General features: G+C 46.8%; 24 protein-coding genes. 8 read left to right on the top strand and 16 right to left on the bottom strand.

Annotation, left to right across the window (positions count from 1 at the left end; all coding sequences use genetic code 11):
- Both menE and L876_RS0109890 read left to right on the top strand, forming a co-directional pair.
- A complete protein-coding gene (gene menE, locus L876_RS0109885) occupies nt 1–1,410 on the top strand; it encodes an o-succinylbenzoate--CoA ligase (RefSeq protein ID WP_156029400.1) in 1,410 nt (469 codons plus the stop codon).
- Between the two features lie 150 nt (nt 1,411–1,560).
- Complete coding sequence (locus tag L876_RS0109890; RefSeq protein ID WP_028763663.1) at nt 1,561–2,103, top strand: hypothetical protein; 543 nt, start codon at nt 1,561–1,563, stop codon at nt 2,101–2,103.
- Between the two features lie 269 nt (nt 2,104–2,372).
- On the opposite strand, the gene rpoH is transcribed toward L876_RS0109890, so the two are convergent.
- From rpoH to ftsY, 4 genes are all read right to left on the bottom strand, one after another.
- Nucleotides 2,373–3,230 carry an RNA polymerase sigma factor RpoH gene (gene rpoH / locus L876_RS0109895; RefSeq protein ID WP_028763664.1) on the bottom strand — a complete coding sequence of 286 codons (858 nt, stop codon included), beginning with the start codon at nt 3,228–3,230 and terminating at the stop codon, nt 2,373–2,375.
- Nucleotides 3,231–3,457: 227 nt separating this feature from the next.
- Nucleotides 3,458–4,423, bottom strand: a complete 966-nt coding sequence (ftsX, locus tag L876_RS0109905) for a permease-like cell division protein FtsX (RefSeq protein ID WP_028763666.1) — start codon at nt 4,421–4,423, stop codon at nt 3,458–3,460.
- A gap of 10 nt (nt 4,424–4,433) precedes the next feature.
- On the bottom strand, nt 4,434–5,126 hold the full coding sequence (ftsE, locus tag L876_RS0109910; protein WP_028763667.1) for a cell division ATP-binding protein FtsE: 693 nt from the start codon (nt 5,124–5,126) through the stop codon (nt 4,434–4,436).
- A 121-nt stretch (nt 5,127–5,247) separates the two neighbouring features.
- Entirely contained in the window at nt 5,248–6,795 is a 1,548-nt protein-coding gene (ftsY, locus tag L876_RS0109915; protein ID WP_028763668.1) for a signal recognition particle-docking protein FtsY, read from the bottom strand.
- A 248-nt stretch (nt 6,796–7,043) separates the two neighbouring features.
- On the opposite strand from ftsY, the gene rsmD reads away from it, so the two are divergent.
- Nucleotides 7,044–7,619, top strand: coding sequence for a 16S rRNA (guanine(966)-N(2))-methyltransferase RsmD (rsmD, locus tag L876_RS0109920; RefSeq protein ID WP_037428352.1), 576 nt, complete (start codon nt 7,044–7,046; stop codon nt 7,617–7,619).
- Nucleotides 7,620–7,678: 59 nt separating this feature from the next.
- Entirely contained in the window at nt 7,679–7,954 is a 276-nt protein-coding gene (locus L876_RS0109925; protein WP_028763670.1) for a DUF1145 domain-containing protein, read from the top strand.
- Nucleotides 7,955–8,030: 76 nt separating this feature from the next.
- Here L876_RS0109925 and L876_RS0109930 read toward each other — a convergent pair whose 3' ends face one another.
- The 12 genes from L876_RS0109930 to gspC all read right to left on the bottom strand — a co-directional run bounded on the left by L876_RS0109930 (nt 8,031) and on the right by gspC (nt 19,701).
- Nucleotides 8,031–8,789 carry a type II secretion system protein N gene (locus L876_RS0109930; protein ID WP_028763671.1) on the bottom strand — a complete coding sequence of 253 codons (759 nt, stop codon included), beginning with the start codon at nt 8,787–8,789 and terminating at the stop codon, nt 8,031–8,033.
- Between the two features lie 22 nt (nt 8,790–8,811).
- Nucleotides 8,812–9,288 carry a type II secretion system protein M gene (locus tag L876_RS0109935; RefSeq protein ID WP_028763672.1) on the bottom strand — a complete coding sequence of 159 codons (477 nt, stop codon included), beginning with the start codon at nt 9,286–9,288 and terminating at the stop codon, nt 8,812–8,814.
- A 1-nt stretch (nt 9,289) separates the two neighbouring features.
- Nucleotides 9,290–10,480, bottom strand: coding sequence for a type II secretion system protein GspL (gene gspL / locus L876_RS0109940; protein ID WP_028763673.1), 1,191 nt, complete (start codon nt 10,478–10,480; stop codon nt 9,290–9,292).
- 90 nt (nt 10,481–10,570) lie between these two features.
- Complete coding sequence (gene gspK / locus L876_RS0109945) at nt 10,571–11,569, bottom strand: type II secretion system minor pseudopilin GspK (protein WP_394229749.1); 999 nt, start codon at nt 11,567–11,569, stop codon at nt 10,571–10,573.
- Entirely contained in the window at nt 11,562–12,311 is a 750-nt protein-coding gene (gspJ, locus tag L876_RS0109950; RefSeq protein ID WP_028763675.1) for a type II secretion system minor pseudopilin GspJ, read from the bottom strand. The genes gspK and gspJ overlap by 8 nt, the downstream gene beginning before the upstream one ends.
- Complete coding sequence (gene gspI, locus L876_RS0109955; RefSeq protein ID WP_028763676.1) at nt 12,292–12,663, bottom strand: type II secretion system minor pseudopilin GspI; 372 nt, start codon at nt 12,661–12,663, stop codon at nt 12,292–12,294. Before gspI ends, gspJ begins: the two co-directional genes overlap by 20 nt.
- Before the next feature lie 90 nt (nt 12,664–12,753).
- Nucleotides 12,754–13,332, bottom strand: a complete 579-nt coding sequence (gene gspH / locus L876_RS0109960) for a type II secretion system minor pseudopilin GspH (RefSeq protein WP_028763677.1) — start codon at nt 13,330–13,332, stop codon at nt 12,754–12,756.
- A 15-nt stretch (nt 13,333–13,347) separates the two neighbouring features.
- A complete protein-coding gene (gspG, locus tag L876_RS0109965; RefSeq protein ID WP_028763678.1) occupies nt 13,348–13,782 on the bottom strand; it encodes a type II secretion system major pseudopilin GspG in 435 nt (144 codons plus the stop codon).
- A 67-nt stretch (nt 13,783–13,849) separates the two neighbouring features.
- Nucleotides 13,850–15,070 (bottom strand): type II secretion system inner membrane protein GspF, encoded by a 1,221-nt coding sequence (gspF, locus tag L876_RS0109970; protein WP_028763679.1) that lies wholly within the window; start codon nt 15,068–15,070, stop codon nt 13,850–13,852.
- A 3-nt stretch (nt 15,071–15,073) separates the two neighbouring features.
- The gene (gene gspE, locus L876_RS0109975; RefSeq protein ID WP_028763680.1) at nt 15,074–16,645 is read right to left on the bottom strand and encodes a type II secretion system ATPase GspE; all 1,572 of its coding nucleotides are present in this window, start codon (nt 16,643–16,645) and stop codon (nt 15,074–15,076) included.
- Nucleotides 16,638–18,758 (bottom strand): type II secretion system secretin GspD, encoded by a 2,121-nt coding sequence (gene gspD / locus L876_RS0109980; RefSeq protein ID WP_028763681.1) that lies wholly within the window; start codon nt 18,756–18,758, stop codon nt 16,638–16,640. The genes gspE and gspD overlap by 8 nt, the downstream gene beginning before the upstream one ends.
- Nucleotides 18,759–18,783: 25 nt before the next feature.
- Nucleotides 18,784–19,701 carry a type II secretion system protein GspC gene (gene gspC / locus L876_RS0109985; RefSeq protein ID WP_028763682.1) on the bottom strand — a complete coding sequence of 306 codons (918 nt, stop codon included), beginning with the start codon at nt 19,699–19,701 and terminating at the stop codon, nt 18,784–18,786.
- A 262-nt stretch (nt 19,702–19,963) separates the two neighbouring features.
- Between gspC and hslR the strand changes: the two genes are divergently transcribed.
- The 4 genes from hslR to L876_RS0110005 all read left to right on the top strand — a co-directional run bounded on the left by hslR (nt 19,964) and on the right by L876_RS0110005 (nt 24,670).
- Nucleotides 19,964–20,356 carry a ribosome-associated heat shock protein Hsp15 gene (gene hslR, locus L876_RS0109990; RefSeq protein ID WP_037428359.1) on the top strand — a complete coding sequence of 131 codons (393 nt, stop codon included), beginning with the start codon at nt 19,964–19,966 and terminating at the stop codon, nt 20,354–20,356.
- Between the two features lie 107 nt (nt 20,357–20,463).
- Nucleotides 20,464–21,324, top strand: a complete 861-nt coding sequence (hslO, locus tag L876_RS0109995; RefSeq protein ID WP_028763684.1) for an Hsp33 family molecular chaperone HslO — start codon at nt 20,464–20,466, stop codon at nt 21,322–21,324.
- A 207-nt stretch (nt 21,325–21,531) separates the two neighbouring features.
- A complete protein-coding gene (locus tag L876_RS0110000) occupies nt 21,532–23,073 on the top strand; it encodes a phosphoenolpyruvate carboxykinase (RefSeq protein ID WP_028763685.1) in 1,542 nt (513 codons plus the stop codon).
- A gap of 394 nt (nt 23,074–23,467) precedes the next feature.
- Nucleotides 23,468–24,670 carry a dicarboxylate/amino acid:cation symporter gene (locus L876_RS0110005; RefSeq protein ID WP_037428376.1) on the top strand — a complete coding sequence of 401 codons (1,203 nt, stop codon included), beginning with the start codon at nt 23,468–23,470 and terminating at the stop codon, nt 24,668–24,670.
- Nucleotides 24,671–24,885 lie beyond the last annotated feature (215 nt).

A 24,885-nucleotide genomic window follows, 5' to 3' on the forward strand; every position in this document is an offset into this window, starting at 1 on the left:
GTGACCCCAACATTGTCCCCCCTGCATTTATGCGCTCAGCAAACGCCAAACGCAACCGCTATTTATGTGTGGAATGGCCAGCAATATATCTGCCTCACCTACTTAGAATTAAGCCAAAAAGTCTGTGCAATAGCCAGCCAGATTAAACAACAAGGCCTAAAAGAAGGTGATCGTTTAGCATGTATAGACAATAATTCGGTTGAGTTAATTGTTCTCTATTGGGCATGTATCGATACTGGGGTGCTATTTTGTCCGCTCTCGGGCCGTTTTCCTCAGCAACAGATCGCCGAGCTAGCAGTGTCATATCGCCTTAGCCATTTCTGGGCGTCTGCAGATTTTTGTGCAAAATGTCCTGACACTTGTATCGTATTAGACTTCAGTACTGATGCTTCCTCCCAAGCGCCAACAGTCAACCTGGATACGCCCTGTAATGCCATTTTAACGTCTGGCAGCAGTGGTCAACCTAAAGCCGCCGTGCATTGTTTAGCTAACCACATTGCCAGTGCACAAGGCTCAAGCCAGCTTATCGAGTTAACCCAAGACGACAACTGGTTACTGTCACTGCCATTGTTCCATATAGGCGGATTAGCCATTGTGAATCGCTGCGCAGTGGCTGGCGCAGCGCTCACTATTGCAATGACAGGTGTCGACATGGTGGAGCAACTGAGCGAAATAAAATTGACCCATCTATCACTCGTTTCGACTCAACTGGTTAGAATATTGCGTCAAGATGCCAATGCGCTGCAAAACATTAAAGCCCTATTACTCGGGGGGGGCGCTATTTCTTCTACCCTGCTCGAACAACTTAAGCCACTCAATATTAACGCCTATACCAGTTATGGTATGACTGAAATGAGTTCGCAAATTACGACAGGCCTAGCCACCACCAAAGGAAGTAGCGGTAAGCTACTGCCCAATCGGCAACTGAAAATTGTCGACCATGCTATTTACGTTAAAGGCGATACTTTGTTTCTCGGCTATCTAACCTTTGATGGACAAAGTGGACTACGGCGAGAATTAGATAAAGACGGCTGGTTTGCCACTAAAGATCTCGGCTACTGGGATCAACAAGACGATTTAGTGATCACTGGCCGAGTAGATAATATGTTCATTTGTGGCGGAGAAAATATTCAGCCCGAAGAGGTTGAAGCAGCCCTTAAGCGCCACCCGATGATTAGCGATGCTATCGTATTTCCGATGAAAGATAGCGAATTTGGCCTACTACCCGCCGCAATCGTGCAAGGTACAATGCCAGACGAAGCTGAGCTAGAGAGTTTTATCAGCCAAACACTTGCGCGCTTCAAACGCCCAAGGTATTACCTGCCTTGGCCAGAAGTGGAAACCATTAGCCTTAAAGTATCTCGCAAGCAAATTATACAAGCTGCATTGCATCATAAAGAGAGCTCCTAAACCACTTGCAAAGTCATATGGGATACAACGACCTGAATAGGTCACAAACCTTTAAGGTAATAGTTGTAGCCCCCTAACCCCGGAGGCATAATGCCACCGATGTAATCTTGGCAGCGCCAATTAATGGCTCTCCTCATTGATAGAATAGCGATGACACTAATACGATCTCTCGGTCAACAATGGACGAAAGCGACCTTGGCACACAGGCTAAATTTAAGCTTGTTGCACTCAACTAACGTGCAGCAACTTTTTGCAGGTGCAACCTCATTAAGCACGGTAACTCATTCTGTAGCGGCTTTAGTTTTTACCCAAGGCCAACCAATTTGGTTGCCGCCCATGGATAATACTTCAGAGCAAGTTTTATCCTCTGAGCTAACCCTACATTGTTTATTTGAAGCGAGTCGATTACTGTTTGTTAAAGAGTTAAATCAAGGCCAATTGACACAATCTGAGCACCTGATATTAGCAATAGCCAACCAATGGAGCACCGAACTCCAAGAAAGAGATAGTGGCAATGCAAACAGTCACTTGCCTGCCGACAAGGTTCAAAATGAACAGCGAGATGACGATATGCTCAGCGACCATAGCAGGCAACTATGCAATTTATTAAAAACAATAAATACTCAGCTTGAAGCGGCTCGCAGCCAACAGCGCCAAGCCAATCGTAATATGGGGCTTAACCAATCAGTATAAGAAAGTGATCTGCTCAGCGAGTTATTGCGCCTTTGATGCAGTGTTAACCAGCTTAAACGTAGAGTGGCTATGTTCTTCACTCGTTGCAATCAACAGGGACCTTGTGAATACCCTTAATGCAGCAGCAATTTAGGGCCTTGCCTCAGAATCGCTAAACTCTGGCTCAGCGACCATACCTTGACAATTAATTGGCATGACAGATGAAAGAGCTAAACGCTAGACATAAAAAAACCTGCTAAATAGCAGGTTTTTTATTTGCAATAAGCAGATTAAACTTCCATGCGCCCTTTGAGCTTATTCATGGCATTCTTTTCAAGCTGTCTGATTCGCTCTGCCGACACCTGGTAAGTTGCCGCGAGCTCCTGCAAGGTCGTTTTCTCTTCATCTAACCAACGTGCTTGTAAAATGTGTTGGCTACGCTCATCAAGGGTCTTGATTGCTGCCAACAGTCGCGTCTGGTTATCAGCTTCTAAGTTGTCATTTTCAACTTGAGAAGCAAGATCTGAAGAGTGATCCTCTAAATAATGAACTGGTGAGTAATCTTGGTCATCATCGTTGTCGCTTGCAAGATCGAATGCTGGATCTTGCGCCGCCATACGTGATTCCATTTCAGTCACATCGGCTTTCGATACACCTAGGTTCTCAGCGACCATAGTCACTTCTTCATCGCTAAACCAACCAAGACGTTTCTTTGCTTTACGAAGGTTGAAGAAAAGCTTACGTTGCGCCTTAGTTGTAGCAACTTTAACGATACGCCAGTTTTTAAGCACGTACTCGTGAATTTCAGCTTTAATCCAATGCACTGCAAATGAGACAAGGCGTACGCCAACATCAGGATCAAAACGTTTCACCGCCTTCATCAAGCCAATGTTACCTTCTTGGATAAGATCTGCCTGTGGGAGACCGTAACCAGAGTAACCTTTAGCGACATGAACAACAAAACGAAGATGAGACATAATCAACTGCTTCGCAGCCTGAATGTCACCAGTCTCTTGCAGGCGCTTCGCTAACTCATACTCCTCCTGTGGCTCCAACATGCTAATGTTGTGCGCAGAATGGATATAAGCCTCTAAACTACCACTGCTTTGAGGGACAACTAGTGCCATTGATTGCGTTTGACTTGTCATTAACGCTCCTACTTCTTATCTCTAAAAATTTAACTCATTTTAACGCTTGTCGCCCAGAGTACTGGGCGCGTGTCCGCATGATAAACGCTGTTATACAAGGACAAGCTGATGAACTATCGGTGATCTGCCAGTCTATGTCAACAGATGCAAACGAACAGTCACTAATTTCAACCAAAATTATAGACATTGCAAATGAACATTAGTTCATCAAGCTGATTTTGACTTGGTTAAGAGGGCTCAATCGCGCGCAAGTGCTGGCGCACAGAAAGGTAAGAGCCGAGCCAACCTAAGAAAGATGCAAGCATCACTAACTGCCCCAATTCTACTAATGTTAGCGACTGCATCTCTAAGCTACTACCGTATAAACCTAACAGCTGGGCTAAAGCGCCATCGAGATACCAAACCAGTAGGTTGATAATCACCCAGGCCAAAATTCCACCAATAATCCCATACCAGATACCAGTATAAAGAAAAGGTCGCTGAATGAAGCTTTCTGTTGCGCCCACCAGCTTCATCACTTCAATCTCAGTACGGCGATTCATAATGGCCAAACGAATAGTGTTACCTATCACTAGCACCACAGCCAACACCAATAAGGCGGCTATCGCCAATACCGTTCGCTCTAGTAGACGCACAACCGCTTGCAGGCGCTCTAGCCACTCGATATCGAGGCGGCCAAAACTTACCTCCGGCTCAAGTTCGAGCTTTTTAAGTAACTCACGCGCCCCATTTGGGCTGGCATATTTGATACTAGGAGTCACCATCACGACCGCTGGCAACGGGTTTTCATCTAGGTAAGCCAAAGCCTCGCCGAACCCAGATAGACGCTGAAACTCCTCTAAAGCCTGATCGCGATTGATATAGTTAACTTCGCTGACTTCCGAGTAGGCACTAATCCGACTGATAAGGCTTTGTATTGTGCGTTCACTGCGCCCTTCATCGATAAACAACGAGATTTCGGCAGCACTGTTCCACGATTGAGTGATCGTTTCCGCATTCTTAACCAGTACCTGCAATGCGGCGGGCAAACTAAGGCTGACACCGAGGACGGCCATGGTCATTAGCGATGACACAGGATTACGCCATAACTCCCCCATGCTTCCCATGGCATGTTGAATGTGGCGGATAAAGAACATCACAATTCTACCAGTAAACGGTAACTTGCTGCGCACCAATTGAGGCTTTTGACTCATACCAGGCTCCTTAAGTCGTCGCAAACGGTGTGTGAGTCGCTAGTTCGTCCCCACCTAACACTCGTCCCTGCTTCAGGGTTAACGTGCGGTACTTCATTCGCGCGATCAATCCTAAATCATGGGTAGCTATCAGCACTGTGGTCCCCGCATCATTGAAGGTTTCAAATAAACGAAGAATATCCATCGACAACTTGGGATCTAAGTTACCTGTCGGTTCATCGGCTAACAGCAGTGGTGGTTTATTTACAATCGCGCGAGCAATACCAACGCGTTGCTGCTCACCACCAGATAACATAATAGGATAATGGCGCTCTTTACCATATAAGCCAACCATATCTAACGCAGCCAATACGCGTTTCTTAATCTCATGTAGCGCAAACCCCTCTATCACAAGAGGTAGAGCAATATTGTCAAAGACGCTGCGATCCATTAGCAGATGGTGGTTTTGGAAAATCATGCCGATATCACGGCGAAGGTAAGGCACATCTTTAGGACGAATAGCGGCAATATCATGACCATTGATTGATACGCGACCAGCATTGGCACGCTCAATCACGGTGATCAATTTAAGCAGGGTACTTTTACCAGCCCCTGAATGACCAGTTAAAAACGCCATCTCTCCACGCTTCAAGTGAAAGCTCACATCAGTGAGCGCCTTCTGTCCACCTGGATAAACTTTGCTTACCTGCTCAAATCGAATCATAAATACCCAATCTCAGTGATACCAATCTCACTAATAGATAGCACACATCGTTAATTTAACTGGCACTAAAGTTATGCATTTTGCATCAACATATCGCCCTCATTTAGTGGGCGAATATCCATTATGACGCTGACTCATCACCTTCATGGCTAAAGAGTGCATCGACAAAGTCTTTTGCATCGAATGGACGTAGATCATCAATCTGCTCGCCCACACCTATGTGTCTAATAGGTATACCAAACTTATCAGCAATCGCAAAGATAACACCACCTTTTGCCGTACCGTCTAATTTACTGATGGTGATGCCTGTTACACCTACGGCTTCTTTAAACAGCTGCGCTTGACTAATCGCATTTTGACCAGTACTTGCATCTAAGGTCAACATCACCTCGTGCGGTGCCGACTCATCTTGCTTCTTCATCACTCGGACCACTTTTTTCAGCTCGTCCATGAGGTGCGCTTTGTTTTGCAATCGACCCGCTGTATCTGCAATCAAAATGTCGACATTACGTGCGCGAGCCGCTTGCAGCGCATCAAACAATACTGACGCACTGTCTGCGCCAGTGTGCTGTGCGACAACAGGAATATCATTACGCTGTCCCCACACTTGCAGCTGCTCTACTGCCGCAGCGCGGAAAGTATCCCCAGCTGCTAACATAACAGACTTACCCTGTTTTTGATACTGCTTAGCAAGCTTACCAATAGTGGTTGTCTTGCCGACACCGTTGACACCCACCATCAAAATAACGAAAGGCCCTTCACTGTTTTCAGGCACTAATGGGATGCTGACTGGCTCTAATGTCTTTTGCATCTCTTCACGCATCAGTTCATAGAGGGCTTCACCATCTTTAAGCTGCTTGCGGCTAGCTTGCTCAGTTAAACTGCTAATCAAGCGCGTGGTTGTTTCAACGCCAACATCGGCGATCAGCAGCTGCTCTTCTAACTCTTCAAAGAGATCATCATCGATCTGCTTGCCTTTGAATAGGCCAACAAAACCGCTACCAATATTTTCACTTGTACGCTTTAGACCACGCTTAAGGCGGGCAAAAAAACCCTCTTTGCTTGGCTTTTGTTGTGGCTCAGGCTGTTGCTCATCCGCAACATCCTGCTGCTCGGTCTGCTCTGCAGCTAAACGGGCTTGCTCGGCCTGCTCTGCAGCCAAACGCGCTTGCTCGGCCTGCTCTGCAGCCAAACGCGCTTGCTCGGCCTGTTCTTCAGCCAAACGGACTTGCTCTGCCTGCTCTTCAGCCAAACGGGTCTGCTCTGCCTGCTCTGCAGCCAAACGGGTCTGCTCGACCTGTTCTTCAGCCAAGCGGGCCTGCTCGGCCTGCTCTGCAGCTAAACGCGCTTGCTCGGCCTGCTCTTCAGCTAAACGGGCTTGCTCGGCCTGCTCTGCTGCCAAACGGGCTTGCTCGGCCTGCTCTGCAGCCAAACGGGCTTGCTCGACCTGCTCTGCAGCTAAACGGGCTTGCTCGGCCTGCTCTGCAGCTAAACGCGCTTGCTCTGCCTGCTCTGCCTGCTCGGCGACCAAGCCGCCATTATCATGTTCGCTTTTAACAGACTCAGTCGCAGGAGCGTCCGATGAATCACCTACTTCAACTTCTGGCGCCGCGACTTCCTCTTTCGATTTGTCTTTACGGAACCAGGAAAAAAAACCTTTCTTTGCCATGTGTAATACCAGTACTCAACTAACTGATTTAAAATTCGGTATAAAGTCATTTTGCGCCCGTCATTATAACCAGATAGCGGACTCAAATATGCAGAAAAACGCACCATTTTTATGCTTATTCCATGGGCGTTGCACCATTGGAGCTTGCTTTGAGTTAAAATAGTGACTTTAAGCTAGCGCTACAGTCTATCACTTTCTCTTGGCAGGCTAAAACGCGCCCCTAATTTCACCACATTTACAGGTATGAGATGGCTAAAAATCAACCATCAAGCGGACAAGTTCGTATCATTGCAGGACAGTGGCGCTCACGTCGTTTGCCGATTCAAGATTTAGAAGGATTACGTCCGACAACAGATCGCGTCAGAGAAACGCTGTTTAATTGGTTAGCAGGCGATCTTGTGGGGGCCCGCGTGCTCGACTGTTTCGGCGGCAGCGGTGCATTATGTTTAGAAGCCCTGTCTCGCTATGCCAAATATGCCAAAGTGTTTGAGCTTCAAGCCAGCGCTGCCAAACAGTTGCAACAGAACTTAGTGACCCTAAAATGCGAACATGCCGATGTGATCAAAGGGGATACCTTAGCCTTATTAGCAACCCCGCCTGACGATCGGTTTGATATTGTGTTTATCGACCCGCCATTTCGTAAAGGCCTAGCAGAACAAAGTGTTGTGCTGCTCGATAGTAATCAGTGGCTTAACAATAATGCTCAAATATATGTTGAGACAGAGAGTGAGTTATCACACATTAGGGTCCCCAATAATTGGGTGCAGTTAAAAGAGAAAAAGGCAGGTCAAGTGATCTACCGTTTGTATCAATATCAAGCATAAACCACGCTATTGAGCCAATCTGTATAAAATTCGCAATGGTTGTGAAAAGAGAGTAGATGATGAAATTTATAATTTTAGCGGGTAAAGCCGTCACGCTATTTGCTTGGGGAGTGATGCTTTATAACCTTGTGGCGCCGGTAGAGGGAAATATTGGCTTATTAATCAAGATTTTGCTGGCCATCACAGTGGTGATGCACAGCCTACAGGTATTGATTTTTCACACGCTTTTTAAAAGCCTGCTCCCGCTTAGTAAAGCGGCCTATCTGCAAGTGCTGCTGTTTGGTGTATTTAGCCTACTCGACTATCGCCAACAAGTACTGGCATCTGAGAAGTAATAGCAACAATTTCGGCTCTCAACTGAAAACAAAAAAGCACCGAGATCGGTGCTTTTTTATGGGAGCCTGTTTACTATTATATCGGTAGACGGCCTTGATAAGTTATAGGGTAGTAGCCTTGGCTATCTTTTTTACCAAGGAAACTTAGCGCCTGCTTAAGATCGTTTGGCTGTGCGTCGGTTTCTCTCACTTTCGCGGTCACCTGAATCTGCTTATCCGCTTTGAGCAGCGCATGACCCGTCAATCCTAGTGGATTCATGGTTTCATCAGAGGCAATTTTTATATTACCATCGACACAGCTTAAGCCCACCGCCATATCACCAAGTGGATATTGACCAAACTGGTTATTGACCTGCAACCCCTGGACAAACAACTTACCTACTAGCTGTTCACACCAAGGTAAGCCTTGCTCTAGTGTTTGTACCATCAGGCTAAAGTGGCCGTCGACTTTCGTTCTAAAAGGTAAACGCGCATTACCGATTAAGAAATCACTGGGGGCTTCAAATCTTAAGTCTGATGCATCGACACCTGACATAGAGAGTGATACGAACCCCTTGCCATTCGCGACACTCGCCCGATTACCAATTACAAGATCTAGGTTAGCTTTACCTAACAGCAGCCCCCATGGGCTTAACTGCCACTGAATCAATTCCAACTGACGTTTTTGCACCGTTAGTGCATCAATATTGCCTGACCAGATGGTACCTGACACACCACTTATCACGATATTTTTGGGCAGCGGCGCCAATTTAACGGCTAGGCTGGCGGGAAACAAGGCGATTAAAAAAACCAGATAAACCGCGACACCAATTAATACTTTTTTAACTAGACTCACAACGACACCTTAAAACCACTAATTACTGCGACAACTGAATACGACGAACTTTCACCAAACCTGGTGTATCGGATTGAGCTAGATCGATATTTTCAAGCGACAGCCCTTGCTTTTGCACTAAGTCACTCAAATAACCCAAGAGTGAATCAAACGGCACTTCGTCCATCCACACCTGAATTTTTTTGCCTTGCGGCTGCATTCGCGTGATCTCAAGCCCATAGGCTTTTGCCGACTGAGTCACCGCGGCACTTAAACTGCCCGAAAACCCCTTTTGACCACCCGATTGCTTCAAACCCGCTATCTTATTGGCAGTCTGTTTAACATAACTTAAGGTATTTTGTTGCGCCTGTAGTGCGCGTTCAGCATCGGCTTCAGCACCACTAATCGGTGCCCAAATCCCCCAATAAAGGATCCCTATCGCTAACACGACACCACCCACAGACACCATTTGCTTTTCGCGCAGAATTAACCCATTCCACCAAGTCTTAATGTTTTCCATCTTACTTGCTCCTCAGGGTTAAGGTGCTAGTCACTTCATCGTCACTGCTATTCATGGCGCCAGAATCAACCGCGAACTGTGCTGCAACAATCTCTTTAAACTGCTCTATCTGTGCATAACTCTTAGCGGTGATCTGCATGCGCAGTTCATTACGGCCGCTGTCGAAGCGCAAACTGGTCGGCTTTAATGCCGGCACTTTAGCAAATGCGCCACTCAATCCATCCAGCATAGTGAAAAATGCCGTACCACCGCCTGAACCTTGCAGACTGCGTAACTGACTTTCCATCTGCGAGCGCACATTGACGACACGAGAACTGCCGACAACCTGCTTAAAAATCGCTTCACTCTGAGCTTGTAGACGATCACGCTCGACATTCATTTCATGAATGTTTAGCCCTTTATTGACCAGCGACAGCACAATCGCAATACCGATGACAATGGCAGCATTGCGCCACAATAATACGTGTTTGCCATATTCACGCTTTGGTGTGTAAACGCCAGACAGTAAATTTAAAGGCGCATTAAGTATGCCTTTAGCCAAAACCAACATAGGTAGATCTAAAGGCTGAGCCTTGACTTCAACGCCGTCGATATCAAAATCACTATAGCTAGCTAAGGTTATGGTTTCATCTTGCTCTTTGGCGGCTAATTTAGGCAGGGTGGCTTGAAACCAAGTGGCATCAAGGCATACACCACCGCCTTGGCTGGTACGCAACAAGTAGTCTTGGCCAAACTTCATCGCCGCCCACTGGCATTGTACTAATGGCAAGACCAAACAATCAGGCACTACCTGCTTGGCTTTAATGCCCGCATCGCTTAACCAGCTCAGCCAATTTTGCATCTGCTCATGGGCAACAACCGCCACGCTGAGGGACTCGCCATTGCGAGGACCCGTGACAAAATGCAGCTCATCAACGTTTTCGGCGAGGTTCTCTTCCAGCATAAAGGGTAATGCTTTGACCGCTTGGCGTTGACCCTTCTCAGGCAGCTGCACCGACGTTAACGTAATAGCAGAAGATGGCACTAAGATGTCGACCGGACGATTACCCGCTCGCTCAGTTAAGGTCGGCAAAGCTTTGGCATCCGCGAGTTCTCCTGATGCGATGATCTCTTGCTCTTGCTCGGACCACACTAGCCAAGAGCAGCTGTCCTCTATGCTTCTTCCTAAACGGATAAATAGTCGTTCACTCAATGTCTTTCTCCACAAGTCTCATTAAGTTGCTCTCAATGAGCTTGTCTTATTCTACATAACCTGTTGTGCCTAACGGCACCAACAAGCTGATTATTTCTGGCCGCCATATTGACGCGTCAAGATATCAAGCTGATTGCCACCAGCCACTCGCATCACACTTTCCATGCGAAAAGTAGCGCCATCAACCTTGGCTCCAGCTTCCAATAAAAAGTAGCTGCTTTTCAGGCTAAAACTCGACTCCAAATTCTTCTCAGTGCGCAGGCTAGAGATAGAGCCATTGGCCCAAAAATCCTCGATGCTGTCATAACCATCACCAGGGCGCTGGTTAATAATGCTTTCGGCTTCTCCCACACTGATCTTATTGTCAAACATCCCCGCCAATAGCGCCGCATGTTCAACCTCAATGGTGTTAACATTCAATACTTGTCTGTCATTCCCTGGGATTGCACAGATATAGGGAGCAAGCTTAACGTAAATATCTTGGCTATAGCCAATCACCGCACGCAGTTCACTGCGATGATTCATTAAGGTGTTGGCCGCTCGATAAGGAATAGTGCGCGATTCATAATCCGCATCCTCTGCCCCAAATGGGCTGGCGACCGTATCCTCGTCAATATAATCTTTGAGGGTGTGCGTTAATCGCTCCGCAGAGAAATCATCCATCCCCAGTGCAACAAGCAGTCCTTTATATTGGGTGGCTGCAAGTGGCAGTTTAGGTTGACCATTTTCAACCTCTTTGGTCTCTATCGATAGGGCATTAATATTAAAACATGCCTGCATATCGCTAATTCGCCCGCCTATCTCTCCGAGCTCAGCGGGAAAGACCACATCGGCTTGCGCCCAATATTGCTGGCGATGCACCTTGCCTTCATCGGCATCATCTAGATCTTGCTTCAATACTTTTTTAGCTAACTCTTCGGCCGAAATCGCATACCAATAAGCTTGATCATATTGTGCCAAATTGATAGTACGACGCACTGATATCTGATTACGACTATTAATATTGGTGGCGATGATTGCAATCATCGCCACAATAAGCAGTACGACAATCAGTGCAACACCGCGCTGCTTTTGAGGAGATTTAATCAACACCGTCTCCCCTCTTACGACCATTCTCGTCATCATCATTCGAGTTGCTGTCGGTGTCACTAGTCCCGTCGTTGTTCTCGTCGCCTTTGTCGTTGTTATTGCCGTCGCTATCATCACTCTTAGCAACACTGGCACCTAATGGCAGCAAAAACTTCCGTTGTATTTTACCTAAACCTTCGACCTCGACCTCCATCGCAATGGCTTTAGGCAAAGAGGTGGCGTCAATCTTACGCTCCCATTTATCTTCGACAAAAAAGGAGTATTCCACCGATAACACATCTCTAATGACGATGGTTTTAATTGGCTCAGCGCCAAACTCGGGCTCAGGATAGGGAAAGTACCAACGCTCTAAATTATTGTCTTGCACCACATAGGCGACTGACTGCAAACTGCCTCGCGGCAAAATACCATCGGGGTTGAGCCAACCAATACGATAAAACACAATCGCCTCTGACTCCGAATCAAACAGATCCGATCCGGTCTGCAACACGGTATTACCTCGTCCACCCTCTAATAATCGCGGTGTGCGGGCGACCATCTGGCCAAAATCACGCTCTAATGCCCCAAAACCTTGCTGCATCGATTTGAGCTTAGTTGCAAACTCTTCGGTCGCGACATCATTTTGCATCACGGTATGCAACACTGAGTTTGCTGCGAGTCCTAGCATGGCGAAAATGGCAATTGCCACGAGCATCTCTAACAGGGTAAACCCCTGTAAACGCTTATTCTGTTTTGAGCACATAACTGCTGACCTGGGCAATGATACGGCCGTAACGCTCATCATCACTGACACTAATACGTATCATACGAAAGTTGTCATCGGTGGTTTTAATCACCTCTTTACGCCAAAACCACTCTTTATCGGCCAAATCGACGCTGCCCTCTTTTTTACCCAGCTCGGGAAACTTGCCTTCAAGGCGCGCATCAACCATCTGGTTGCTGGCGACCCATTGAGCCAAGGTGCGTTCTTCCAATATCGGCATATTCGCGATTTGGTCGCCAAGACTCTTAGTAATTGAGACCGCGGCAATAGCAAACACAGCTAACGCCACGATCACTTCCAACAATGTCATGCCCTGTAGATTGTGCTTCACATCACTACCTCGATGCTTAAACGACACATGCCACATTGTCCAAGCCGCTTAGTGATCACTATGGTTGGTAACGTTTTGACATTTAATAACCTAATCATCAAATGCATCGTCTCTCCCCAGAGTCAAACGCCCTAATGCATCGCCAATCACCAAGGCTTCTATCTCATTGCCCCTTTCATCTTTACTGACAAAAGCCAATTCAAAAGAACTCATCTCGCCGCTAGGAAACAACATCACTTGTGGTTCAGGAAACTTCTTCTTGTCTTCAGCCGATGGCTCTATAAGCGGCTCATCAAACCAAGAGTCTTGCTCCTCGTCCTCTTGCGATAATGGCATCCCCTCTAGAGTAAGATGCATCTGCACGTCATATTCCATTTCACGAGCAGCGAGTAATCTATCTTGCTGTAACGGTTTCCATTTGCCCTCATCATAAAAGACAAACTCATAATGATCTTTGTCGATGACAATGCCGATAAAGTGGCCGCTTAGTACGGTTTCATCTAACACCAACTCGGTGGATGCCATAAACTGGCGGGCAACACGCTCAAGCGCTTGCTGCTTATCGGCTCCACCTGTGGTAAAGGTCACCGCAGATGCAGCTAACCCCATTATCAGTACCACTAGTAGCACTTCCATTAGGGTAAAACCAAACTGCCGTGACATCTTCATTAACTCAGACTCTACTTATTGGAAGTCTTGTAGGTTCCAGCTACCGATATCATCTTCGGTACCTGGCTGGCCATCAGGGCCCGCACTAAAGACATCAATTTTACCTTGTTCACCAGGGCTCAACAGTAAGTAGTCATTTCTCCATGGATCTTGCGGAAGACGTTTCACGTAACCATCTTCACGATAGTTGCGTGGCTCAGGTGAGATGGTTGGCTTCTGTACTAAAGCCTCTAACCCTTGCTCAGTGGTCGGGTAGATACTGTTATCCAAACGATACATATCGAGCGCATTTTCTAATGCAACAATGTCAGATACCGCTTTCTGTTGGTCAGCTTTATCCTTGTTACCCATAAGATTAGGTACAACCATAGAAGCAAGGATCCCTAAAATTACAATAACGACCATCACTTCTAATAGGGTAAAACCTTTTTGCTTGTTTCTTACTTGCATTAATACTTCCTCTATAAAAAATGCCCCAACGCCTGAGCGTTAGAACCCTGTGATTTGATGCAATACATCAACCACTGATCATGTTATTTAGTTCTAAAATCGGTTGCAGAATCGCTAATACAATAAACAGTACCACTGCTGCCATACTGACCACCAATAATGGCTCAAACACCCCTAAGGCGATGTTAACGTTAGACTCAAACTCTCTGTCTTGGTTATCTGCAGCGCGCTCTAGCATCTGCTCCAGCTGACCACTTTTTTCACCTGAGGTGATCATATAGAGCATCATTGGTGGAAAAAGTTTAGTGTTGGCTAATGCCGCCCCCAAACTGGTTCCCTCACGCACTCTGGCTGTGGCTTCTTCGACCGCAGCTCTAACTTTCACGTTCATCAATACTTCACTGGCAATACGCATGGCATCCAGCAGTGGCACCGAACTGGCCGTTAGAATACTCAATGTTCTGGCAAAGCGCGCAGTATTAAGGCCTTTGCTGACGCGGCCAATCACGGGCATCACCAACATAGCCGCATCAAATTTCATTCGGTTAGCGGGACTACGCAACAGCTGTTTCGCTGCAATAAACAGAGCGACGATAACTCCCAGCACAATCACGCCGTAGTCACGAATAAAGTCAGATGAGGCAATCAACAATTGGGTAGTCCAAGGTAACTCTTGCCCCATATGCTCAAACTGGCCGACAACTTGAGGAACAACCGCCGCGAGCAAGATAGCAATCACACTGATCGCGACCACTGTGAGTACCACAGGATAGATCATCGCCTGAGTCATTTTGCTCTTTAACTGCTGACGACGTTCTGTGTAATCCGCCAAACGATTCAATACCACTTCAAGATGGCCCGACTTTTCACCGGAGGCCACCATGGCGCGATAGAGATCGTCAAAAATATGAGGGAACTCTGCCATAGAGTCGGCAAGGCTATAACCTTCGACAACACGAGAGCGGACTGCCATAACCATGCTAGCAAGGCGATCTTTTTCACACTGCTGACCGACCGCTTTCAATGCTTCTTCAACAGGTAAGCCCGCCGCCACAAGTGTGGCGATTTGGCGAGTGATCAATGCAAGCTCGGCCACCGATATGCCACGCTTGAAACTGAAGCTGGCAGACTTAGTCTTAGACTCTTTTTCAACAACAGGCGTGATTTCAAGCGGCATTAGCCGCTGCTCTCTCAACTGACCACGAGCGTGACGCGCCGTATCAGCTTCGACAACCCCTTTTTGCTGTTTACCTTTGGCATCTAATGCCTTGTACTCAAATGCTGGCATGATTTACTCCTCGCGAGTAACGCGCAGCACTTCTTCTAGGGTAGTCACCCCTGCAAGCACTTTACTCATACCATCATGACGAATACTGGGCACAGACAGACGAATATGTTTTTCAATCGCTAACTCGCCGCGTCCAGTGTGGATCAATTCACGAACATGATCATCGACCACCAAGAGCTCATGGATACCAGTACGACCGCGATAGCCATTGTTTCCACAAGCTGAACACCCATTGGCACGATAGATGGTGTGTGCCTCATCAGGCTCTATGCCTAATAGTTCACATTCACGCGCATCGGGTGTGTGTGGTGTCTTACACTTAGGACATAAGGTCCGGATCAGTCGTTGCGCTAACACACCCAATAGACTCGATGAGACCAAGAAAGGTTCAACACCCATATCTTGTAGGCGAGTAATCGCACCCGAGGCTGTATTAGTATGCAGTGTCGAAATCACCATGTGACCCGTCAATGAAGCCTGTACAGCAATTTGAGCTGTTTCTAAGTCACGGATCTCACCAATCATCACCACGTCGGGATCTTGACGTAAGATTGCACGCAAACCACGGGCAAAGGTCATATCAACCTTAGTATTCACCTGTGTCTGGCCAATACCGGCTAACTCATATTCAATGGGATCTTCGACGGTCAGAATATTGGTGTCGATGGAGTTAATTTCAGTCAACCCAGCATACAAGGTCGTACTCTTACCCGACCCCGTAGGACCGGTCACCAAAATAATACCATGCGGCTTACGGATAAGTTCATCAAACTGGTGACGAATGGCATCTGTCATACCGAGCTGTTTGAGGTCAAGGTTGCCGGCATTTTTATCCAGCAGACGCATCACCACACGCTCACCATGGCTCGATGGCATTGTCGAGACACGCACATCGACCGCACGACCAGCGATACGTAATGAGATACGGCCATCTTGCGGCACACGCTTCTCTGCAATATCCAGACGTGCCATCACCTTGATACGAGAGACCAAGAGCGACGACAGCTTACGGTTAGGTTTAAGCACCTCTTTGAGTACACCATCAACACGGAAACGCACCACAAGTTGCTTCTCGTAGGTTTCGATGTGGATATCAGACGCTTCCTCTTTGATCGCTTCAGACAGTAGGGCGTTGATCAATTTAATGATCGGTGCATCATCATCCCCCTCGAGCAGATCTTCTGTTTGTGGTAACTCTTCAGCCAGTGTAAACAGATCCATCTCGTTGCCAATATCTTCCATCAGCTGTTGCGCTTCAGAAGAGTTAGCTTGATAAACTTGGGTGAGTTTGGCTTCAAACACATTCGCGTCAAGTTGGCTTAATGCCAATTCCTGCCCCGTATAACGGCGAACCTCTAACATCGCCTCCAGTGGCGTTGTCGCCGTGTGATACAGTGTTAATGCACCATCTTGGGTTTTGTCTAACACCAATTCAAATCTGTGGGCAAACGCAAACGGCAAGCGCTCACGGCTACTTGAGTGAAAAACTTCATCGGATTCGGCCTCTGAGGCTAACCCAAGTTCACTCGATACTTGGGCTAACTCATCATTCTGAGCGGCTTGCAGATCACTCATCGGTCGCATCTTGCTGTTTGTTGTCAGAAATATGCTTGAGTGCAGGGTCAGTCTCACGCATTTGCGTATCTAGCCCTTTGCCATCTTTATAACGCTGCAGCACGTCATTCACTTCTGGTGGCAGGTACGCTTCTTGATTCCACTCTTCCAAAATCGGAACATCGGCACTTGGCATCAAGTTAACGCCACGCTCTTGTTGTTCAAGCTGTAACGCGCGGAAATAGTTGTACTTACGGCCAGCAATGCCTTCCATGGTGATACCGTCACGGATAATGGTCGGCTTAATAAACACCATCAGGTTTTTCTTTTTCTTACCGCTTGAAGATGACTTGAACAAGTGGCCAATAACCGGAATATCACCGAGGAAAGGCACCTTCTGCACGCTCTCTTGTACTTCTTCGTTAATTAGGCCACCTAGCACCACGATTTGACCTGAATCGGCCATGACAGTCGTGGTTAAACGACGAGTCGCAAAGGTGACATCGACACCTGTCTTACCATTGATGCCAGAGACTTCCTGCTCAATGGTCAACTTAACTGTGGTGCCTTCGTTGATCTGTGGTACGACTTTAAGTTTTACGCCCACCTCTTTACGCTCAACCGTTTGGAAAGGATTACTGTTACCGTTACTGGAATTCTGACTACCTGTCAGAATAGGCACTTCGTCACCAACGATAAATGAGGCTTCTTGGTTATCCAAGGTGGTGATAGAAGGCGTTGCAAGTACATTTGATTTAGTATCGCTCGACACAGCTTGGATCAGCGCGCCAAAGTCACCCATCGCCACGCCCCACGCCATACCATTGACTTTGCCTAACGCCTGAGCAAGTAGTGTAATGTCACCTTTTTTATCTGGATTTTTCTTATCATATTCACCAGTGATCGGATCCCGAATATAATCACCTTCTGTAGGCTGAGCTTGCCAGATACCCGCACCAATCTCACCGATAGTTGGACCTAAGTTATTAAACTGGGTACCGCCACCCGCTTCGGTCGCCCATTGAATACCAAAGCCTACATCATCGCCTTCAGAGACTTCGACAATAATGGCTTCAACTAATACTTGCGCGCGGCGAATATCTAACTGGTTAATGACACTCTCAATGGTACGCATCTGATCCGGTTCAGCGCTGATCACCAAGGCATTGGTATCGGCGTGAGCCATAATATTGATCTCATTACGGCGCTTGCTGCGGCCCCCCTGAGCTTGACCACTATCTTGGTCGCTCGCCAACTTTTCGGCAAAGCCAGTTAACACCTCAACTAAATCTTCTGCCTTGGCATAACGCAAGTAGCGTACTTTGGTGTTGCCTGTTGTGGCCTGTTCAGCATCGAGCTTCTTAATTAGACTAACAACACGTTGGCGGCTCTTTTCATCACCACTGACCAACACGGCGTTAGTGCGCTCATCGGCAACCACTTTAGGCGCTTGGCCTGGAAGTTGTGACTGATTGGCAGTTGAGCGGTAAAGCGTATCGATAATACGCACCATTTCACCGGCAGAAGCAAACTCAAGTGGCACCACTTGTACTTCGGTATCACCTTGCTTGTCGACACGGCGAACAATCTCAACCAACTTGTTTACTACAGCTGCACGGCCAGAAATCATCAAGACATTGGAAGGGTCGTAGTTAACTACGTTACCGCCCCCAGCATTGTCATTAAGTTGGCGTAACAGTGGTGCGAGTTGTTTTGCCTCGGTGTTATAGAGGGCAACAATACGGGTTACCATCTCATCGCCAAGGCCTGGCGCGTCATCATCGGCAACGCGAATCGCTGAAGTTTTAGCATCTTTATCTTTGATGATTTTGATGATGTTGTTGTCCATTTCGACAACCGCATAACCATAAACCTGCAATACGTTTAGGAAAAATTGATAATACTGCTCATCATTAAGTAAGTCGTAACTGCGCACGTTAATCTTGCCGCGAACCGTTGGGTCAACGATGATGGTGCGATTCAAATTTTTACCAACAATGTTGATAAACTCTTGGATGTCCGTACCTTTAAAGTTAGCCGCATATTGCTCAGACCACGCAAGTTGCGGTGCCAGCAAAGACGCCCCCATCACAACGCCAGCGATAAGATTGCGGCGAATATTGTTATTATTCATTTAATGACTTCCCCTAAAACCCTTTTTATTGCGGCAAACTAAACATGATCTCAACCAGTTGACCTTCTCGTTCTACCATCAAGGAGATCTCGGTCAATTCTGGCAGTTGCGCCATCACTTCCAATGCTTGGCTCATTTCAGTCAGATCATAGCCGTTGATTGATTTTGCTAAATCGTTGGCTTTAAAGCCAGCTTGTTTAAATAGTTCTCTATCCTTGCCAGGGTTTAAACGATACCCCTGTAATTCTCCACCGCTGTTAACCGGTGAAATAGCAAGGTAGTCTGTAATTTTACTTGGATCGGCAAGTAACTCATCACGTGAGCTCTGTAGCTCTTCGGCGACAGCTTGATTGTCTCGTTGATCAATTTGCTCGACACCACGCGAACGCTTGGCTTGTTGTAACTGACGATTAGCCTGACTTTGAGTCTCATATTTAAGACCATCAAGCATCAAGGTCTCATATCGCCCGCTGTTAGAGATAATAATGCGATCGGCATACACCTCTTTAAGCGAAGCCGATGTGCCTTTAATCTTATCGCCTAAGCCATACGTCTCTTGGCTACCGCTAGACTCAATCACAGCTAAACCGTTCTGTTCGGAGGTAGATGCCACGACCCCCGTGAGCTGAATAGAGAGTGACGTTTTGGGTGCATCGATAATTTTGTCTTCGACAGGCGCAACTTTAGGCTTACCGCCATTGAGGTCCGCCTTGCCAAATAGCGCAAGACTTTGCAATGCAGAAAGGCTCACCTGCTCAGATGAACTACTGGAAATAGGATTAGCTTGCCAGGTCTGCGGCGTATCCGAAACAGGCACTAACTTCCATGTGATCTGCGCCAACAAATAGATAGCAACGATTAGTCCTAGCCAAAAAGTTGCGGCGCTCAAAGGCTTGTGCGGGATGGCCGCAGCCTTAGATATAACTTTGTCTAATAAATCCATATTATGTGGACCCTCTATACAGGTCTCTAATCTGATTATGATAATTTAGGAACTTGTGACTCATGCTAACCTACCCTGCTATCGGCAACAAGCCCATAACACTAGCTAAATTGGCCTATAAGGGCTAAATATGCTAACTTTACGCGCCTAAAAAGGGTGTGAAGTCGGTCGCTATATTAGGTGATTGCACCGTGATACAGGGAACTTATTGCCCAGCATGTGAACTCACCCATCTTTATACACTTAAGTAGAGGTAATAACCATGGGATCTGAACCCCCCTCTTCAGTTCGTTTAGATAAATGGTTATGGGCAGCGCGCTTTTATAAAACTCGCGCCATCGCCAAAGAGATGATCAATGGCGGGAAAGTACACTATAACGGTCAACGCGCCAAGTCGAGTAAACAGGCTGAGGTCAATGCCATCATTAGGCTCAGACAGGGGCATGACGACAGAGAGGTCGTCATTAAGCAGTTATCCGAACAACGTCACAAGGCGGCTATCGCACAAACCTTGTATGAAGAAACGAGTGAAAGCATCGCCAAAAGAGCCACCTATGCCGAAGCCAGACGTTTAAACGTGCTGAATAACCCAGCGCCAGATACCAAGCCAGATAAGAAACAGCGTCGTCAGCTGATCCGTTTTAAAGAAAGTTAGTGATTTTAATGCGGTATAACCGTTGAAAAATTGGCCACTAAACACCATATAGCAATTTAATTGATGCTGAAAAATCGGCGTCTACAAAATGTAACCGTGAGACTGAAATGAGTAAAGATACATTAAACCGTTACCTATTTGACAATGCCGATGTTCGCGGTCAAATCGTTCAACTTGAAAAAAGCTACCAAGAGATCCTTGCGGCCCACACTTACCCAGCAGCAATCCAAGGCCTGTTAGGTGAGTTGATGGCGGCAACATCACTGCTGACCGCGACATTGAAATTCGATGGTGATATCAGTGTTCAGGTACAAGGTACTGGCCCAGTATCACTCGCAGTGATTAACGGTAACAACCTGCAGCAGTTGCGCGGTGTGTCTCGTTGGGATGGTGATATTCCAGCCGATGCCGATATTGCTCAGCTCATGGGTCAAGGTCACATGGTGATCACTCTAACGCCCACCAATGGTGAGCGCTACCAAGGTGTAGTTGCACTAGACAAACCCACCTTAGCTGAATGTTTAGAGCAATATTTTGCCCAATCAGAGCAGCTACCCACAGCGATTCGCTTATTTGCTAACGGCAAGCAAGCCGCGGGGATGTTGCTACAAGTGCTACCAGGTGAAAGCGACCACAATGCAGAGTTCGAGCACCTAGAGCAGCTCACTAGTACCATTAAAGCTGAAGAGTTGTTTGAGCTTGACGCCACAGAGGTACTGCATCGTTTGTATCATCAAGAAGAGGTTCGCCTGTTCGATCCCATTGATGTCACGTTTTCTTGTACCTGCTCGCGTGAACGTAGCGGTCAGGCACTTCGTACGGTCGCAAAAGCTGAACTTGACTCAATTTTGGCAGAACAAGGCAAAATTGATATGGGATGCGAGTATTGCAACAGCAACTATAGCTTTGATTCTATTGATGTTGAAGCCTTATTTAATAACGCTCCGACCTCTGATACCCAGCAGTAACGACGCGCCATTATTGACGCTGTCAAACTAGACCATTAAGAGGGTGCCTGTGAGCACCCTCTTTTTTTAGCTAATTTCACGATCTTCCTCACACATTCCGTTGCGCTTACGTTACAATCACGGCTCTGCTCCTAGCATGCAGAAAAAACAATAACAAGCTGGCATAGACCGGTAACTTAACCTACTCAAAAGATGGAGACCTTACAGATGGCGGATGGATCTAAGCAAACTCATAAAAACCCCTCAACAGCACAACTCATTGAGTTTGCACTCGCTCGTGGCGAAGGAGAGCTAACGGCGAATGGTGCATTAGTGGCAAAAACCGGTGAACGCACAGGCCGCTCACCCAATGATAGATTTATCGTCAAAGAAGCAAGCTCAGAAAATGATATCGACTGGGGCCCAGTAAATAAGCCATTTGAAATGAATGCCTTTAACGCACTTTGGGATCGAGTTGAAACCTATCTTTCAGACAAAGAGACCTTTGTTTCTGAACTAGAAGTGGGTGCCGACATAGAGCACTATCAGCCAATTAATGTAACCACAGAGACGGCTTGGCATCAGCTATTTGCCCGCAACCTGTTTATCGTACCAGAGCAGTTTAACGCGGCAAACAAGCCTGTCTGGCAGATCATGAACGCACCAGGTTTCACTTGTGACCCGTCACGTGATGGCACTCACTCTGATGCAACCGTTATCATCAACTTTGCCGACCGTAAAGTGCTTCTCGCAGGTTTGAAGTATGCAGGCGAGATGAAAAAATCTATGTTTTCAGTGCAAAATTTCCTATTGCCAGCAAAGGGCGTATTGCCAATGCATTGCTCGGCAAACGTAGGCACTGATGGCGACACCACCTTGTTCTTCGGTCTATCTGGCACAGGTAAAACGACCCTATCAGCCGATCCTAAGCGTTTCCTTATCGGTGATGACGAACATGGTTGGGCACCTGGTGGCGTATTTAATATCGAAGGCGGTTGCTACGCAAAATGTATCGACCTTAGTCAGAAAAATGAGCCCGTCATTTGGGATGCAATCCGTTTTGGCACCGTGCTAGAAAACGTGACCATGGATGACAATCGTGTACCTGATTACAGCAACACTGACCTAACTGAAAACAGCCGTGCCGCTTACCCGCTTGAGCATATCGCTCAACGCAAAGAGGAAAACCGTGGCGCCGAGCCAAATGCAGTGGTATTCCTAACCTGTGATGTATCTGGTGTCTTACCACCAGTGTCTAAGCTCACCAAAGAGCAAGCGGCTTACCACTTTTTGTCGGGTTATACAGCTAAAGTCGGTTCAACTGAGATGGGGTCAACTTCAGCTATTCAGTCTACCTTCTCAACCTGTTTCGGCGCGCCTTTCTTCCCACGTCCAGCGGGTGTTTACGCTGAACTACTTATGAAGCGTATAGAATCGTTTGGCAGTCAGGTTTACCTAGTGAATACAGGTTGGACCGGGGGGCCACATGGTGTGGGTAAGCGTTTCGATATCCCAACTACACGTGCAATTGTCGATGCTATCGTTAGTGGTGAGTTGAAAGATGTTGAGACCGTGCATATCGACAAACTTAACCTCGAAGTCCCTGTGACTATTTCAGGTGTTGATAGCAACTTACTGAATCCTGTAAACACTTGGGCTGACAAAGCAGAGTATGACAAGTATGCCCAGCAACTAGCAGAAGAGTTTGCGGCAAATTTCGTTAAATACGATGTTTCTGATGCAATTAAGAGTGCAGGCCCTAAGGCTTAACTTCTTAATCAACATCAAGGCTAAATGACCTGAAACAAGGTTAACGAGTGTTATAAATCCCAATCAAGTTTACTTGGTTGGGATTTTTTTGATCACTATTTTTTGACCATTAATAGAGCATTTTTGCCGATTCCATAATACCTCCCCCTTAAGCACCATGCATATTGAGCAATCTTTATTTTTGACGCCATTTTTTTATCAATAGCATAATAAATTCAGCATAAAACCGATCTTTACCATAATTAAATGAAGGATCCGCACCTATTCACAATTTCTATATCGGCAACATGCTAGTTTAACGCCGCCAAAGTCATCAACTTTAACCCTATACTTTTACCCAATTCACTGCTCAGTTAACTAAGAGGCCAACGTGGCGAATAAAACGAACAAACTCATGCGCAATATCGGCGTACAGGTGGTGATCGCCATGATCATCGGTGCTCTGGTCGGCTTTATCATGGGGGAAGATGCCAGCATCTTTGCACCACTCGGCACCATCTTCATTCACCTAATCAAGATGTTAGTCATCCCGCTGGTGTTAGTGTCCATCATCTCTGGTGCGGCAAGTCTTGGCGACAGCCCGTCAGCTGGAAAAATCGGTATCGGCACGTTTGGATTTTTTATTGTCACCTCAGGCATCGCAGTCTCATTGGCATTGTTCATGGGTAACCTATTTAAACCTGGTAGCGGCATAGAATTTAGCGCCCATTCGGGTCAAAATTTGATGGTGGTCACCAATGAACATGGTGCGCTACCCGGTGTCATGGATACCTTTATCGGCATGATCCCCACCAATGTGTTCGAATCGTTAACCGGGGGTAACATACTGCAAATATTGGTATTTAGTATCTTCTTTGGTATCGCACTCACCAAAGTAAAGGGTGACGGAGCTAAACCCATCCTCGCAACGCTTAACACCATCGTCGATGCGTTTGTATGGATGATTAACTGCGTGATGATCATTGCACCTATTGGGGTATTTGGCCTGATGGCAGACTCTGTTGGTACCTTTGGCTTTGATGCCTTAGAAGTAGTGTTTAAGTTATTTGCCGTCTTTGTGGCAGCTATTTTAATTTACGGCTTTCTCTTCTTTCCGCTGATAGTGCAGCTATTTTCTAAGGTCAGTGCCAAGCAATTCATCTCTGCCATGAAAAAGCCTCAGGTAATGGCGCTGTCTACGGCTTCCTCAATGGCAACACTGCCAGTTAATATGGAAACCTGCGAAAACGAGCTCAAGGTTTCTAAAGCCACAGCTGCTTTTGTGCTGCCGCTTGGTGCAACCATTAACATGAGTGGTAACGCTATCTACTACGGCCTAGTCGCGATGTTTTTTGCACAAATGTATGGCATCGATCTTTCGATTACAGCCTATGCTGCGATTGTTTTCACTTCCACCTTAGGGGCAATCGGCCAAGCGGGTGTACCTGGCCCTTCGTTTTTAGTCGTGGCAGTACTGCTTGCAGCAGGAATTCCCATCGATGGCTTACCTCTTTTGTTCGCACTCGACCGTATCTTTGACATGATCAGAACCTCACTCAATATCACGGGTGACGCCGCCTGTGCCCTCATCATGGATAAATATACTCAAGGCAAATAATGACAGCTAAACACTGGGTGGACGCTAGCGAATACGTGTCCACCCAGTTTCCTCACAGCATAACTCCCACAATAAGCTGCCGCTCTCCCGCTAAGATACCACGCTACTTTTGCTACCAAAAAATGTAAAGCAAACCAATCTTTATGTAAAACACACTTGACATGAGTTTAGTTAAACACTACCTTTAATGTCAAATAAGCTTTACTTTTAAAGCC

Source organism: Shewanella colwelliana ATCC 39565, from assembly GCF_000518705.1.
Lineage (GTDB): Bacteria > Pseudomonadota > Gammaproteobacteria > Enterobacterales > Shewanellaceae > Shewanella > Shewanella colwelliana.